This window comes from Polynucleobacter yangtzensis (assembly GCF_027924165.1).
Lineage (GTDB): Bacteria > Pseudomonadota > Gammaproteobacteria > Burkholderiales > Burkholderiaceae > Polynucleobacter > Polynucleobacter yangtzensis.
This window is the reverse complement of the sequence record NZ_AP026973.1, coordinates 555,371-569,535: the sequence shown is the minus strand read 5'-3', so window position 1 is coordinate 569,535 and position 14,165 is coordinate 555,371. Positions and strand designations below refer to the sequence as shown.

The 14,165-nt window shown below is 46.0% G+C and carries 15 protein-coding genes; all 15 read right to left on the bottom strand.

What is annotated here, in order from left to right:
* Positions 1 to 11: 11 nt before the first annotated feature.
* The 15 genes from rnhB to rpsB all read right to left on the bottom strand — a co-directional run bounded on the left by rnhB (position 12) and on the right by rpsB (position 14,138).
* Positions 12 to 605: a ribonuclease HII gene (gene rnhB, locus QMF28_RS03010; RefSeq protein ID WP_281743199.1), complete on the bottom strand. Its 594-nt coding sequence runs from the start codon at positions 603 to 605 to the stop codon at positions 12 to 14.
* Positions 602 to 1,807, bottom strand: a complete 1,206-nt coding sequence (lpxB, locus tag QMF28_RS03005; protein WP_281743606.1) for a lipid-A-disaccharide synthase — start codon at positions 1,805 to 1,807, stop codon at positions 602 to 604. The genes rnhB and lpxB overlap by 4 nt, the downstream gene beginning before the upstream one ends.
* Positions 1,808 to 1,817: 10 nt before the next feature.
* Positions 1,818 to 2,615, bottom strand: coding sequence for an acyl-ACP--UDP-N-acetylglucosamine O-acyltransferase (gene lpxA / locus QMF28_RS03000; protein WP_281743198.1), 798 nt, complete (start codon positions 2,613 to 2,615; stop codon positions 1,818 to 1,820).
* Positions 2,615 to 3,064, bottom strand: coding sequence for a 3-hydroxyacyl-ACP dehydratase FabZ (gene fabZ / locus QMF28_RS02995; protein WP_068322521.1), 450 nt, complete (start codon positions 3,062 to 3,064; stop codon positions 2,615 to 2,617). The genes lpxA and fabZ overlap by 1 nt, the downstream gene beginning before the upstream one ends.
* Positions 3,065 to 3,110: 46 nt before the next feature.
* The gene (gene lpxD / locus QMF28_RS02990; RefSeq protein WP_281743196.1) at positions 3,111 to 4,178 is read right to left on the bottom strand and encodes a UDP-3-O-(3-hydroxymyristoyl)glucosamine N-acyltransferase; all 1,068 of its coding nucleotides are present in this window, start codon (positions 4,176 to 4,178) and stop codon (positions 3,111 to 3,113) included.
* Positions 4,179 to 4,183: 5 nt separating this feature from the next.
* Positions 4,184 to 4,711 (bottom strand): OmpH/Skp family outer membrane protein, encoded by a 528-nt coding sequence (locus QMF28_RS02985; RefSeq protein WP_281743194.1) that lies wholly within the window; start codon positions 4,709 to 4,711, stop codon positions 4,184 to 4,186.
* An 18-nt stretch (positions 4,712 to 4,729) separates the two neighbouring features.
* Complete coding sequence (bamA, locus tag QMF28_RS02980) at positions 4,730 to 7,069, bottom strand: outer membrane protein assembly factor BamA (RefSeq protein ID WP_425594905.1); 2,340 nt, start codon at positions 7,067 to 7,069, stop codon at positions 4,730 to 4,732.
* Positions 7,066 to 8,199 (bottom strand): M50 family metallopeptidase, encoded by a 1,134-nt coding sequence (locus tag QMF28_RS02975; protein WP_281743192.1) that lies wholly within the window; start codon positions 8,197 to 8,199, stop codon positions 7,066 to 7,068. The genes bamA and QMF28_RS02975 overlap by 4 nt, the downstream gene beginning before the upstream one ends.
* Positions 8,187 to 9,383 carry a 1-deoxy-D-xylulose-5-phosphate reductoisomerase gene (ispC, locus tag QMF28_RS02970; RefSeq protein WP_281743191.1) on the bottom strand — a complete coding sequence of 399 codons (1,197 nt, stop codon included), beginning with the start codon at positions 9,381 to 9,383 and terminating at the stop codon, positions 8,187 to 8,189. Before ispC ends, QMF28_RS02975 begins: the two co-directional genes overlap by 13 nt.
* A complete protein-coding gene (locus tag QMF28_RS02965) occupies positions 9,383 to 10,210 on the bottom strand; it encodes a phosphatidate cytidylyltransferase (protein WP_281743189.1) in 828 nt (275 codons plus the stop codon). The genes ispC and QMF28_RS02965 overlap by 1 nt, the downstream gene beginning before the upstream one ends.
* Positions 10,211 to 10,236: 26 nt before the next feature.
* On the bottom strand, positions 10,237 to 11,010 hold the full coding sequence (gene uppS, locus QMF28_RS02960) for an undecaprenyl pyrophosphate synthase (RefSeq protein WP_068322500.1): 774 nt from the start codon (positions 11,008 to 11,010) through the stop codon (positions 10,237 to 10,239).
* A gap of 25 nt (positions 11,011 to 11,035) precedes the next feature.
* Positions 11,036 to 11,596 carry a ribosome recycling factor gene (gene frr / locus QMF28_RS02955; protein WP_216187785.1) on the bottom strand — a complete coding sequence of 187 codons (561 nt, stop codon included), beginning with the start codon at positions 11,594 to 11,596 and terminating at the stop codon, positions 11,036 to 11,038.
* Positions 11,597 to 11,607: 11 nt separating this feature from the next.
* Positions 11,608 to 12,318, bottom strand: a complete 711-nt coding sequence (pyrH, locus tag QMF28_RS02950) for a UMP kinase (protein WP_068322494.1) — start codon at positions 12,316 to 12,318, stop codon at positions 11,608 to 11,610.
* Between the two features lie 186 nt (positions 12,319 to 12,504).
* Positions 12,505 to 13,389: a translation elongation factor Ts gene (gene tsf / locus QMF28_RS02945; RefSeq protein WP_216214177.1), complete on the bottom strand. Its 885-nt coding sequence runs from the start codon at positions 13,387 to 13,389 to the stop codon at positions 12,505 to 12,507.
* A complete protein-coding gene (gene rpsB / locus QMF28_RS02940) occupies positions 13,389 to 14,138 on the bottom strand; it encodes a 30S ribosomal protein S2 (RefSeq protein ID WP_068322489.1) in 750 nt (249 codons plus the stop codon). Before rpsB ends, tsf begins: the two co-directional genes overlap by 1 nt.
* Between the last annotated feature and the right edge of the window lie 27 nt (positions 14,139 to 14,165).

Below are 14,165 nucleotides of genomic sequence, written 5' to 3'. Positions count from 1 at the left end.
TTATTTATAACTTAGTTTTCAATCGATTCAAGCGCTTTACGTACCGGCGAAAAACTTCTTCTATGTTGATCGCATGCGCCATATTGCTTGAGGGCTGCAAAATGAGCTTCTGTTGGATACCCCATATGTTGTGCAAAGCCATATTCTGGGTGACGTTCATGTAGAGACATCATCTGACGATCACGCGTTACTTTTGCCACAATCGATGCAGCAGATATTGCTGGCTCTTTAGCATCACCCTTCACAATTGCCTCTGCAGCAATTGGCAACTCTGGGCAACGATTTCCATCGATCAATGCTTTATCGGGCCAGGTCCCTAAGCGGGTGGTGAGGTCTTCAATCGCCCTGCGCATTGCCAACATAGTAGCTTGCAGAATATTGATCTGATCAATCTCTAGCGGGCTGGCCTCACCAACACCCCAGGCCTTTGCCTTTTCCATAATTTGCTCATAGAGATATTCACGACGAGCAGCAGTTAATTTCTTGGAATCTTTTAATCCATCAATCGGATTATTGGGATCGAGCACTACAGCGCCAGCCACTACTGCACCTACTAATGGTCCACGCCCGGCCTCATCAACACCACAGACCCAAATCAGACTCATGCGCTTACTTGCTTATTGCGATTATTGGCAATCGTTTGCGCCACTGCTTGCGCAACCAATAGGCCTGTGGGTCGACGTAGGGTTTCATGCATCTTTGCAAAGCGCTCTTTTAGTTCAGCCACTTTTACCGGATGCTCCAGCCACTCCTGTAGGGCATTAGCCAACTTCTCTGGGGTGGCATCATCTTGCAAGAACTCGGGAACAACAAACTCTCCACAAAGGATATTTGGTAAGCCTACGTAAGGCAAATAACCCTGACGCTTCATGATCTGTGCAGTTAGCCAGGGCACCTTATAAGAAATCACCATCGGCTTTTTCCATAAGGCTGCTTGTAATGTCGCTGTACCACTTGCAATTAACACTACGTCAGAAGCTTCTAATACTTCATCAGCCATACCATCTAGCAAATGAATCTGAATATCAGGAGTAGTGTTTTTAGTTTTAAGCAAAAGTTGCTCGAGAGGCTCACGCAAGCGTGGCGTTGCCACCGGAATTAAAAAGTGAAGTTTTTGACCCTTTAATCTCTCGGTCAATAACTGCATAGTTTCAAAAAAAACAGGGGCAATAAGTTCAATCTCAGAACCACGACTTCCAGGGAGCACTGCAATGACTAAGCCTTCAAGAGAAGATTTTTGAAGTTTCAAGTGATGACAGATTTTTTCTCTTGCTTGCTGGATATTGGGCTCAAGCGGAATCTCGCTAGCCAATGGATGCCCTACATAAGTCGAGGCTACACCTGCCTTGTCATAGATTTCGGTCTCGAATGGGAAGATGCAGAGCATGCGCTCAACAGCTTGTGAAATCTTCTTAATACGCCCTGCTCGCCATGCCCAAATCGAAGGTGAAACTAAATGCAAAGTCGGAATGCCTGCCTTGCGCAACTGCAATTCAACGCCTAAGTTGAAGTCGGGAGCATCTATTCCTAAAAAAACATCAGGGCGCCCTTCATGCAGAAGATTTTGAATGAGTTCTTTGCGCAACCTCAGAATAGCCGGAAGTTGTTTGATAGCCTCAACATAGCCGCGCACACTCAAAGTTTCCATAGGCCAATCAGAGCGCATGCCTTCAGCCTGCATGCGAGGGCCACCAATGCCATAAACCTCAAGACCGGACATATCCGGTATTTGATTTAGCGCACTAAGAACTGGCGCTGCTAATAGATCGCCAGAAGGTTCGCCGGCTACACAAGCTAACTTTGGCAAAGCAATTCCGTTACCGAATAATGCCGCGAGTAGAGGCGGCAATGAAATCGTGGAACTGAGCAAGCTTCTCGGCAGTTGCAGGATCACCTGCAGAAGCAACTACCATCTTCTGAATTTCTACTTTAGCCTCTTCAAAACTCAGGCCATCCTTATAGAGAACCTTATAAGCTTGGCGCAATGCAGAAATTGTTTCGCTCGAGAATCCACGACGCTTTAAGCCTTCTACGTTAATCCCATGGGGGGAAGCTTTATCCCCTGCAGCAATCACAAACGGAGGAATATCTTGCACTAAAGCGGATGCACCACCCAGCATAGCATGTTGGCCAATACGAACAAATTGATGCACGCCAGACATGCCACCCATAATTGCCCAGTCATTTACTTGCACATGGCCAGCGACTTGGGCATTACTTGAGAAGATTGTGTGATTACCAACCTGACAATCATGGGCAATATGCACATAAGCCATGATCCAGTTGTCGTTGCCAATGCGGGTTATACCCTCATCTTGAGATGTGCCGGTATGAATCGTCGTGAACTCACGAACAGTATTGCGATCACCAATAATGAGTTGGGTTGGCTCGCCACGGTACTTCATATCCTGTGGAGGGCCGCCAATAGCAGCAAAGTGTGCAAAGTTATTTTCTTTGCCAATGGTTGTGTAGCCCTCAATCACGGTATGAGAGCCAATCTTGGTTCCAGCACCAATCTTGACGTTAGGTCCGATTACGGAATAAGGACCAACTTCAACATCGCTGGCCAGCTCAGCCTTGCTGTCCACTACGGCAGATGCATGAATCCGAGTCATTACGCGCCTTTCGTACGTACCGCACAAGTGATATTTGCTTCTGCAGCAATCTCGCCATCTACAGTTGCCTTAACAGCAAACTTATAAATACCAGCGCGACCCCGCTCTAATGTGGCGGTCATAATCAGTTGGTCACCAGGTAATACCGGCTTTTTGAAGCGAGCCCCATCAATACCTGCAAAGTAATAAATAGCATCCTCAGCACGCTCTTCAGAGAAGGTTAGTAAGGCTGCAGTTTGGGCCAAGGCTTCAATAATCAATACTCCAGGCATGACCGGAAAATCAGGGAAATGACCTTGGAAAAAAGGCTCATTCATGGTGACATTTTTTAATGCAGTAATGCTTTCGCGCGGGGAAATTTCTAGTACACGATCTACCAATAAAAATGGATAGCGATGCGGAAGCAATTTAAGAATCTTGTTAATGTCGATTGCGATTGGTGTGCTCATAAATGACCCGCTGAAAAGTAAATATTAATTTTAGATATATAGAATCTCAAGACTCTGAAGATTTGTTTTTATCCAGTAAGCGCAAGCGCTGACGAATTTTATCTAGACCACGCAAAATAGCGGCATTTTTCTCCCACGCACCGTGGAGCATTGAAGGATACACACCAGTGAAATGCTGGCCAGGCTCTGTAATGGAGCGAATAATCGAAGTATTGCCAGAAACCGTTGTTCTATCTGCAATCGTCAAATGACCTGCAAAGTTAGCGGCGCCACCAATGATGCAGAAATTACCTATCTTGGTACTTCCAGAGATTGCCGCACAACCCGCTATTACGCAACATGCGCCCACGATGACGTTATGCGCAATTTGCACCTGGTTGTCTATCTTGGTGCCAGCGCCAATTACCGTATCACTCATTGCACCACGATCAATCGTGGTTGATGCGCCGATCTCTACGTCATTGCCAATGACAACACGTCCTGTCTGAGGGATCTTGACCCACTCTCCGCCCTTGGCAGAAAAATCAGGAGCAAAACCAAAACCATCAGCACCAATCACTGCACCACTATGAATAATGCAGCGCTCGCCAATTTGAGTGCCGTAATAAATTGATACGGATGGGTAGATCAATGTATCGCTTGCAATAACGCTATCTTTAGCAACACTAGTGTTACCAAGTATAGAAACGCGCTCACCAAGTTTTACGCCTGCAGCTATTTGTACAAATGGTCCAATATGGCATGAAGACGGGACTATAGCGCTTGGATCAATTGCTGCGCTAGGATGAACTCCAGGCTCGTATTTTGGGCTACTAGCTTTAGCAAAGTGTTGCGCCATTCTTGCAAAAGTAGCGTATGGATTTTTGGCAACAAAATACACACGCTTCGCTGAGTTGGCACTAGGATTTGCCTGCAAAAATTCGAAGTCTGATTGACTAACAATCAACGCTCCGGCAGAGCTTTCACTAGCCTGTTGGCGATAGAGCGGATTCGATAAAAAGGATATTTGGTCGAACTGCGCTCGCTCCAAAGGAGCGAGGCCCGTAAATCCGTGGGAAGCCTCCCCCACCAAGCTTGCTTGAAACTGTTCGGCCAGCTCAATGGCGGTCGGCATAAAGCTTACTTCTGGCTATTTAAAGCCTTGATAACATCATCGGTCACATCAGCCTTTGGACTGACATAAGCTGCTTCTTGAACAATGACATCAATTTTTCTTTGTTCAGCAATTTGCTTTAAGACTGCATTTGCTTTTTCTGCAATCTTGGCGCGCTCTTCGAAAGTGCGCTGATTAAGATCTTCAGTGAACTCACGTTGCTTACGCTGCAATTCGCGATCCTGGTCAGCCAACTCGCGTTGACGACGAATACGCTCTGATTCATTCATCACAGCAGCATCACGGTCTAGCTTTTCAGCAGCAGACTTAATCTTTTGAGCGCTGTCACGCAAATCATTCTGACGCTTTGTAAACTCATTCTGCAAACGAGTCTGCATTGCTTTAGCAAGATTAGACTCGTTAAATACTTTCTCAGAGTTCACAACTGCAACACGCGTACCTGCGTCTTGAGCAAACACTTGAGGGGCAGAAATTGCTGTTACAACAGCAATAATGCCAACTTGAATCCATTTTGAAGATTGATAGAACTTCATAAAACTTTCCTTAAACAATTAAAACGCTGTGCCCACTTGGAACTGTAGACGCTGGATATTATCCGTTGGTTGCGACTTATACGGAATACCGTAGCTAAACTTCAAAGGCCCTAGCGGTGATATCCATGATAAACCCAATCCATAGGAGTATCTCAGAACTAAATTGATGTTTTCCCCAAAAGCATTACCGCCGTCCACGAAGGTAAAGAGTCGCAGGGTTTTATCCACACCAGAACCTGGGACTGGGAAGGTGTACTCCACATTACTCACAATCTTGGACTGACCGCCGGTTGGCTGGTAGGCGCCAACGATGGTGTTGTAGTACTGAGGCCCCAAGGATCCAGGAGCATAACCACGAACCGAGCCAATACCGCCAACAAAGTAGTTTTTAGTAATAGGGAATTCTTTATTGCCGTATGCCTCACCATACCCAACTTCACCATTAAAGGACAAAATATTCCCTTTGGAGAATGAATGGTACTTCTGGTACTGACCAAAAAGACGGTAGAAGGTGAGATCCCCAACTGGAGTTCCCACTTCAGCTGAGAGTTGCTGCAATGAACCCTCGGATGGAATTAAGGTGCTATCACGACCATCGCGCGCCCAACCTACGGTCAATGGAACGTTGTAAGTTTGCAGACGTCCTGGAACAGTTCCACCGTAACTGGTGACATAGTTTTGGTAAGGAATTGGCGTATTGGTGGTGGCGTAAATACTAAATACCTCGATACCCGTTCCAAAGAATACGCGATCTACTTCAGTGTAGGGAACGCCAAACTTAATGTTTGAACCAACGGATTTAATTTGATAATCAGGGTCGCCTGCATAGTACAAAGGCTTGGATGAGCGATAGTACAAATCGGTATATCGACTGATACCATCTTCAGTGAAGTATGGATCGTAGTTGGATAGCGTTAAGTTTTGCGTGATCTTACCCAAGGAGGCATTTAAGCCAATCGCAGTACCCGTTCCAAATGCGTTATCTTGATTCACACCAGCAGACAAGATGAGCTTTTCTGTTGAGGAGAAACCGGCACCAATTGTGACCGCGCCAGTTGGCTTTTCTGTAACCTTCACATTAACGTCAACTTGGTCCGGGGATCCAGGCACATCTTCCGTGGTGATATCTGTTTCCGTAAAGTAACCTAAACGACCTAAGCGTTTTTTGGATAAATCAATCTTTTCGCTATCAAACCAAGAGCTTTCAAACTGACGCATCTCGCGACGAATAACTAAATCGCGAGTTTTAGCATTACCAGTGATTGCTACTTGACGAACATAGATGCGACGTCCAGGATCTACTACCAAGGTGAGATCCACTTCAGCAACATCTCGCCTAATATCTGGCTGCGGATTAATCGTTGCAAAGGCATAACCATAGGAGCCTAGGATTTCGGCAATTGCTTTGGTACTCTCAGTAAGCTTTGCAGACGAGAAAGTGTCGCCCGGCTTCAAAACAATTAACTGCATTAACTCAGCTTCTTTGCCCAGAGTTTCTCCAGCTAAGCGAACATCTTTAACGGTGAATTTTTTACCCTCACGAATACTGATAGTGAGGTAGACACCCTTCTTATCAGGAGTAATCGACACCTGAGTGGATTCAATCACAAACTCGAGGTAACCCCTATTGAGATAGTAAGAACGAATAGTCTCTAAGTCAGCAGTTAATTTTTGCTTGGAATAAAGATTGTCTTTGCTATACCAAGATAACCAACCACCTGTTTTTAACTGCATCTCGCTTTTTAAAGTGCCTTCACTAAACACTTCATTGCCGATAATATTAATTTCTTGTATTTTGGCAACAGGACCTTCGTCAACGTTGAAGTAAATCGCAACTTGATTACGCTCAACCGGAGTGACTGTAGCAACAATCTCGGCTGCGTACAGACCTTTGCCAACATATTGGCGCTTAAGCTCTTGCTCTGCTTTATCGATCAGAGCCTTGTCATAAAAGCGCGCTTCGGCCACACCTACTGTTTTAAGCGATTTACGAACGTTCTCAGGATCAAACTCTTTCATTCCCGTAAATTCAATGCGAGAAATTGTTGGGCGCTCCTCAACAATGACAATCAGAACACTACCTTGCGCTTGGATCTGCACATCCCTAAAAAATCCGGTGCCATAAAGAGCTTTGATTGATTCAGCGCCCTTTTCTTCTGTAAAGGTATCGCCAACTTGAACGGGCAAATAACTAAATACCGTGCCAGGCTCTACACGCTGGAGACCTTCAACTCGAATATCTTTCACAACAAAAGAATCAGCTGCCGAAACATTCAAACTCAACCCGAGCGCAGAAAGGACCAAGACGCGAGTAATGAAACGGGCAAAAATACGGAAAGATAATGTCAGAGAATTCAAGGCGAAATATAGCGTTGTAAATCGTTAAACAATGCCAGTAATGACATAGAAATCAGCAAAATAAAGCCCAGTTTTTGAAACTGCTCCTGCCTTGATATCGAAATCCGCTTACCGGCGACCAACTCCCATGCATCATACAGTAGCTGACCCCCATCAAGCATCGGAAAAGGGAGCAAATTTAGCAAGCCAATGCTAATACTCATAAGTGCTAAAAAGGCTAAAAATGGTTGCCACCCTACCTGAGCTGTCTTGCCTGCCATATCCGCAATACTGAGAGGCCCACCTAGTTGCTTTAAGGAGGTGCTACCAGTAAATAAACCAGCCATTAACCTTGCGGAGACCTTGGTGATGACCCACACCCTTTGAGAAGCAAATATGACGGCATCTAGAGGGCCTAATCTGAGCTCCTGCCACTTTTCTAATGGGCTGGGCGCAGGCAGTAGGCCTAGAGCCATCATTGGATCCTTTTCAGGACTGATTTTCGGCAAATCTGCGGCATAAAACGCTTTGACATGGCGAGCGCCTGAAGCAGTTTGGAACTCAAGCGCAAAACCATCCTCCCCAGTAATGGCATCCATCAGATTCCAGCGCAAAGCATTCCAGCTGGGAACAGGCTCAAATTCACCAAAAAGGGGCACGCTATCAGCTTGGGAGCCCAAATCCTGCCAGCCAATCACCCGATCGCCCTCAGCAACTCCCAGCTTGGCTGCCACGGAGCTTTCGGGGGGAGTCTGCAGTACAGCCGGTAATTGCGGTGCGCCAGCTAAATAAATACAGGCAAATAAAATGATCGCCAAGAAAAAATTGGCGAAGGGACCGGCAGCTACCACCAAAGAACGTTGCCAAAGGGGTTTTTTATCAAAAGCCTGGCACTCATCCGCTGGGGAAATCACTTGCTGACTATCCCTTCCGTCCAGTAATTTCACATAACCACCTAATGGAATCGAGGCCAACACCCACTCGGTTTTATTTTTTGCATGATAGGTGTAAATCGGCTTACCAAAACCAATCGCAAAGCGAAGTACTCGAACACCACAACAGCGAGCCGCTAAAAAATGTCCAAACTCGTGAAAGCTAACCAGTACGCCCAGCGTTAGCAAAAAAGCGGCGAGAGTAATCAATGCTTGCAAAGAATATCCTTCACCACTGCTTTTGCTGCTTCACGTGCTCGCGCATCAATACTTAAGATCAACTCAAGAGAGCTCGCACTGGATGCAGGGATAGCATTTAACACTTCCTCAACTACACTTGGAATTTGCAAATACGGCAATCCTTCATCTAAAAAAGCAGCTACTGCAATTTCATTGGCAGCATTGAGAACAGCTGGAGCAGTACCGCCTGCTTTAGCAGCGGCAAATGCTAATGAAAGGCAAGGAAAGCGCGCTAATTCGGGCTCAGCAAAATTCAAGGATGACAGCTGCGTCAAACTCAGCGGCGCTACACCTGCATCAATACGCTCCGGCCATGCCAAGCCATAAGCAATAGGAGTGCGCATATCTGGCTGACCTAATTGAGCTAACACGGAACCATCACGATAACGAACCATTGAATGCACTACGCTTTGCGGATGAATCAATACTTTGATCTTTTCTAATGGCAAACCAAATAGCCAAAACGCCTCGATGACTTCGAGACCTTTATTCATCATCGTTGCAGAATCAACGGAAATTTTTCTACCCATCACCCAGTTTGGGTGCGCACATGCTTGCTCAGGAGAAATGCTAGCGAGCTGATCCAGTGGTGTATTTCTAAATGGCCCACCTGAAGCTGTGAGCCACAGTTCCTCAACCCCATGACGAGGATTTGGCTCTTTAGAGAATTGTTCTGGCAAACACTGAAAGATGGCATTGTGCTCACTATCAATTGGCAGCAGTTCACCGCCACCCTCTTTCATGGCGTGCATAAACAAATCGCCAGACATCACCAGAGCTTCTTTATTTGCCAGCAGCACTCTTTTGCCAGCCTTTGCTGCGGCTAACGCAGGAACCAATCCGGCAGCACCCACAATCGCAGCCATCACGGTATCGCAATGAGAATCGGTAACAGCATTCACTAGTGCTTCTGGCCCATACAAAACTTGAGTATTGATTTTGTTCTCAAGCAAAAGCTTGCTCAAACGAGCAGCACCATCAGCGTCAGATACAACTGCAATAGCCGGCTTGAATTCTGCGCATTGCTGAGCAAGCAAATCGACTTGCTTGGCTGCAGTAAGCGCAACCACATTAAAACGATCTGGATGCGTTCGGATCACATCGAGCGTATTGACGCCGATAGATCCCGTTGAACCTAGGATGGCAACCTGCTTTACTGACATCAGATAAATCCTGCTAAGAGCGCTGCGATCGGCATCGTTGGTATCAAGGCATCTACGCGATCCAACACCCCACCATGACCGGGCAATAAATGACTGGAATCCTTAACCCCTGCCAAACGTTTGAGTTGAGACTCAAATAAATCGCCAAAAATACTGAAGGCCGTTAATACCGTCACCATCAAGAACATTGGAATCCAACCAAAGCGAATTGCCCAGGCACCAAATAAAGTGGATTCAAAAGATAAATAGTAGACGCATGTAAATGCGTAAACATAACAAAGTATTAAGCCACCAATCGCACCCTCAATTGATTTGCCTGGGCTAATTTGTACCGCAAGCTTACGCTTACCAAAGGCTTTGCCCACAAAGTAGGCACCAATATCCGCAACCCAAACCAAAGCCATCGTGCTGAGCATAAAGATGAGGCCAAGTTCTCGCAAAAACACTAATGCAAACCAAGTGGCCGGTAGCAATATGAGTCCAAGCACAACATAAAAGGGTCGTAACTTTGGCAAAGAAAGATTCATTCCTTTGGCCAATATAAATGGCGCAACAAAGAACCAAAATAGAACCGCTAGTAGCAATAAAGCAAACTGCCAAGAGGCATTTTGCATACCGAGTAAAAACAGAATAATGACCAAGCAAAATAAAGCATACAGCCAAGCTGCACGCCCCGCCTCAGGAGCAAGCAAGCGACTCCACTCCCAGGCAGCAGCCAACAAAGCCACCAAAAAGAAGCCGCCAATATAAATTGGAGGCAGTAGAAACAAGATCGGCAGAAGTACCGCCAATAAGACAAGGGCGGTAATAACTCTGGTTTTTAACATGGGATTGAGCTTAGTAACGAACTACATCAAACTGCATCACTCATCGCTTGCGATGCAAGCTGAGCACTGGTACGACCAAAACGGCGCTCGCGTTGACTAAACCAATCAAACGCTTTATGCAATTCTTTCTCATCAAAATCAGGCCACAAGATATCCGTGAAATACAACTCGGTATAAGCTAGTTGCCATAACAAGAAATTACTGACACGTTGTTCGCCACCAGTACGAATGAATAAATCCGGCTCTGGAGCGTAAGCCATCGATAAATGAGGTTGAAGCAATTCTTCTGTGACTTGCTCTGGTTTCAAATTGGGGTTTGCCGCAAGACATTGACGCATTGCCTGCAAAATATCCCAACGACCACCGTAGTTTGCGGCAATCGTAAAAGTGAGGCCCTTGCAACCAGCAGTCTTTTTCTCAGAAAAATCCACCATCTCTTGAATGGCGGTATCAAAACGACTCAAGTCACCAATTAATCGCAGAGCAATATCATTTTCAGCAAGGCGAGACACCTCACCCTTGAGAGACTTCAAAAATAGCTTCATCAAGAAGCCCACCTCTTCCGGTGGGCGGCGCCAGTTCTCAGAGCTGAACGCAAATACGGTTAGATACTCAACTCCAAGCTTGCGACACTCTTGAACAATTCTGCGAACAGCACTCAAACCCTCGGAGTGTCCTGCAACACGCGGCATCATACGCTTGCTGGCCCAGCGTCCATTACCATCCATGATGATTGCAACATGGCGAGGTACAGCGCTGACCTCTGGAATAGATAGGGTTGAACTGGAGTGTTGAGTCATTAGAAGCTGAAGTTCAATCAGGTTATTAAACCGTCATGATCTCTTTTTCTTTTTCGGCAATGATCTTGTCAATATCAACCACTGCTTTATCTGTCATCTTCTGAATATCATCAGTAGCGCGACGCTCGTCATCCTCAGAAATTTCTTTGTCTTTAGTTAAACGCTTGAGATGCTCATTCGCATCACGACGTAAATTGCGTACAGCAATCTTCGTATCTTCGCCTTCGCTCTTCACAACCTTTGTTAACTCACGACGACGTTCTTCAGTCAAAGCAGGCATTGGTACACGAATTACAGTGCCCTGAGATGCTGGATTGAGGCCTAAATCAGAATCACGAATTGCCTTCTCGATTGCTGCAACCATCGTCTTTTCAAATGGCTGAACGTTGATTGTGCGGGCATCAGCCAGGCCCAAGCTAGCAACCTGACTTAATGGTGTTGGATTGCCGTAGTAATCTACATGAATATGCTCCAGAATTCCTGGATTAGCGCGACCAGAGCGAATCTTGGCTAAATTGGTTTTCAAAGCCTCAAGGGACTTTTCCATCTTTTGATTGGTAGTGGTTTTAATTTCTGCTGCAGACATCAGGCCTCCTATTAAACGTGCACCAAAGTACCTTCGGGCTCACCTTGCACTACACGCATTAACGCGCCCGGCTTGAGAATTGAAAATACTTTGATTGGTAATTTACGATCGCGACACAACGCAAATGCAGTTGCATCCATCACTTGTAGATTCTTAATTAATGCTTCATCAAACGTAATCGTTTTATATAAAGTCGCTGTTGGATCTTTTACTGGATCTGCGCTGTAGATGCCATCTACCTTAGTGGCCTTGAGCATAACCTCAACACCCATCTCAGCCCCACGAAGAGCGGCAGCTGTGTCAGTGGTAAAGAATGGGTTGCCTGTACCTGCCGCGAAGATCACAACCTTGCCCTCGCCCATTGCACGAATTGCGCGAGGACGAATGTATGGCTCTACTACCTGATCCATACGAAGAGCGGATTGCACACGTGCTTCAACCCCTTTTTGACGCAAGGCATCTTGCAGCGCTAATGAATTCATCATGGTTGCCAACATACCCATGTAATCGGCAGTTGCGCGATCCATGCCTGCAGCACCGCCAGCAACACCGCGGAAAATGTTGCCGCCGCCAATGACAATCGCTAGCTGTACACCGCTATTCACAACCTCGGCGATTTCCTTGACCATGGAATCTATGGTGACTGGATTGATGCCGAAAGCATCGTCACCCATAAGGGCTTCACCAGATAGTTTTAGGAGGACTCTTTTGTAGGCTGGCATGTTTTTAATTTTCCGTAATTTGCCAAGTAATTAACTTACTTAGCTTATTGATCTTTAAGCACTTTTTAATATCTTCGCCAAATTATAAAGGGCTTGAGAGTGATCAAAGAAAAGGGCACAGAAACTAAGGTTTCTATGCCCTTTTGGGTATTACCGACCGGCTGGGGCAAGCCCCAAACCAGCTAATTAAGCAGTTGCTTTAGAGGCGGCGGCTACTTGTGCAGCAACCTCAGCTGCAAAGTCGTCTTGACGCTTCTCAATGCCCTCGCCTACAACAAACATGGTGAAACCCTTGATTGTTGTATTTGCAGCCTTGAGCATTTGCTCAACAGTTTGCTTGTCGTTTTTAACGAAAGTCTGGTTCAACAAAGAAACCTCTTTGAGGTATTTCTGAATAGAACCTTCAACCATCTTTTCAACGATTTCTGGTGGTTTGCCAGATTCAGCAGCCTTTTGAACAGCAACGCTACGCTCAACGGCAATTGCTTCGGCAGGAACGTCAGCCATAGACAAAGCCACTGGCTTCATTGCAGCAATATGCATCGCAACGTCTTTAGCAGCAGTGTCGTCACCTTCGAACTCAACCACTACACCAATACGTGTACCGTGGAGGTAAGAAACTAACTTGTTGCTACCAGCGAAACGCTTGAAGCGACGCGGCATGATGTTCTCGCCGATCTTACCGATCAATGCGCTACGAACTTCATCAACAGTTTGACCATTCATTGGCAATGCCAACAAAGCAGCAACGTCAGCTGGGTTCTTTTCAGCAACCAACTTCACGCACGCATCTGTGAATGCCAAGAAGTCATCGTTCTTAGAAACGAAATCTGTTTCGCAGTTCACTTCTAACAATGCACCAGTGGTGCCATTGATAGAAGCAGCAACGATACCTTCAGCAGTAACACGAGAAGCTGCTTTGCCAGCTTTGCTACCAAGCTTTACACGCAGAATTTCTTCTGCACGAGCCATATCACCATCAGCCTCAGTCAAAGCTTTTTTGCACTCCATCATTGGAGCATCAGTTTTGGCGCGTAACTCGCCAACCATCGCAGCGGTAATAGCGGCCATTATTCAGCGTTCCCTTCTTCAACAAACTCTTCTTCACCTTCTTTAACTGCTGTCAAGATTTCTTGAACAGAGTTAGCTTTACCTTCGAGGATTGCGTCAGCAATGCCACGTGCATAGAGGGTTACTGCTTTGCTTGAGTCATCGTTACCAGGGATGATGTAATCAACACCTTCTGGTGAGTGGTTGGTATCCACAACAGCGATTACTGGAATACCAAGCTTGTTAGCTTCAGTAATAGCAATCTTGTGATAGCCAACGTCCACTACGAAAATCGCATCAGGAACGCCGTTCAAATCTTTGATACCGCCAAGAGCTTTTTGTAATTTATCGAGATCACGGTCGTTAGTCAAAGCCTCTTTCTTAGAAAGCTTTTCCCAGTCGCCAGCTTCTTTAGCAACTTCCATGTCTTTCAAACGCTTGAGGGAACCTTTAACAGTTTTGAAGTTAGTGAGCGTACCGCCCAACCAACGGCTGTCGATGTAAGGCATACCAGCGCGAGCAGCTTCTTCAGCAATAATCTCGCGTGATTGACGCTTAGTACCAACAAATAAAATCGTGCCACGGTTAGCAGCAACTTGTTTTGCAAATTTCAGGGCGTCCTGAAACATTGGCAATGTTTTTTCCAAGTTGATGATGTGGATTTTGTTGCGATGACCGAAAATAAATGGGGCCATCTTTGGGGACCAGAAGCGAGTTTGGTGACCAAAATGGCAACCGGCTTCCAGCATTTGACGCATAGTTACTGACATAACTTCTCCTAAGGGTTGGTTCTAAAG

Bases quoted from the DNA above. Each gene is read 5' to 3' on its own strand.
- QMF28_RS02965 (WP_281743189.1), bottom strand. From the start codon at position 10,210: ATGTTAAAAACCAGAGTTATTACCGCCCTTGTCTTATTGGCGGTACTT.
- tsf (WP_216214177.1), bottom strand. From the start codon at position 13,389: ATGGCCGCTATTACCGCTGCGATGGTTGGCGAGTTACGCGCCAAAACT.
- pyrH (WP_068322494.1), bottom strand. From the start codon at position 12,318: ATGCCAGCCTACAAAAGAGTCCTCCTAAAACTATCTGGTGAAGCCCTT.
- lpxD (WP_281743196.1), bottom strand. From the start codon at position 4,178: ATGCCGACCGCCATTGAGCTGGCCGAACAGTTTCAAGCAAGCTTGGTG.
- frr (WP_216187785.1), bottom strand. From the start codon at position 11,596: ATGTCTGCAGCAGAAATTAAAACCACTACCAATCAAAAGATGGAAAAG.
- ispC (WP_281743191.1), bottom strand. From the start codon at position 9,383: ATGTCAGTAAAGCAGGTTGCCATCCTAGGTTCAACGGGATCTATCGGC.
- lpxA (WP_281743198.1), bottom strand. From the start codon at position 2,615: ATGACTCGGATTCATGCATCTGCCGTAGTGGACAGCAAGGCTGAGCTG.
- fabZ (WP_068322521.1), bottom strand. From the start codon at position 3,064: ATGAGCACACCAATCGCAATCGACATTAACAAGATTCTTAAATTGCTT.
- rnhB (WP_281743199.1), bottom strand. From the start codon at position 605: ATGAGTCTGATTTGGGTCTGTGGTGTTGATGAGGCCGGGCGTGGACCA.
- QMF28_RS02985 (WP_281743194.1), bottom strand. From the start codon at position 4,711: ATGAAGTTCTATCAATCTTCAAAATGGATTCAAGTTGGCATTATTGCT.
- uppS (WP_068322500.1), bottom strand. From the start codon at position 11,010: ATGACTCAACACTCCAGTTCAACCCTATCTATTCCAGAGGTCAGCGCT.
- rpsB (WP_068322489.1), bottom strand. From the start codon at position 14,138: ATGTCAGTAACTATGCGTCAAATGCTGGAAGCCGGTTGCCATTTTGGT.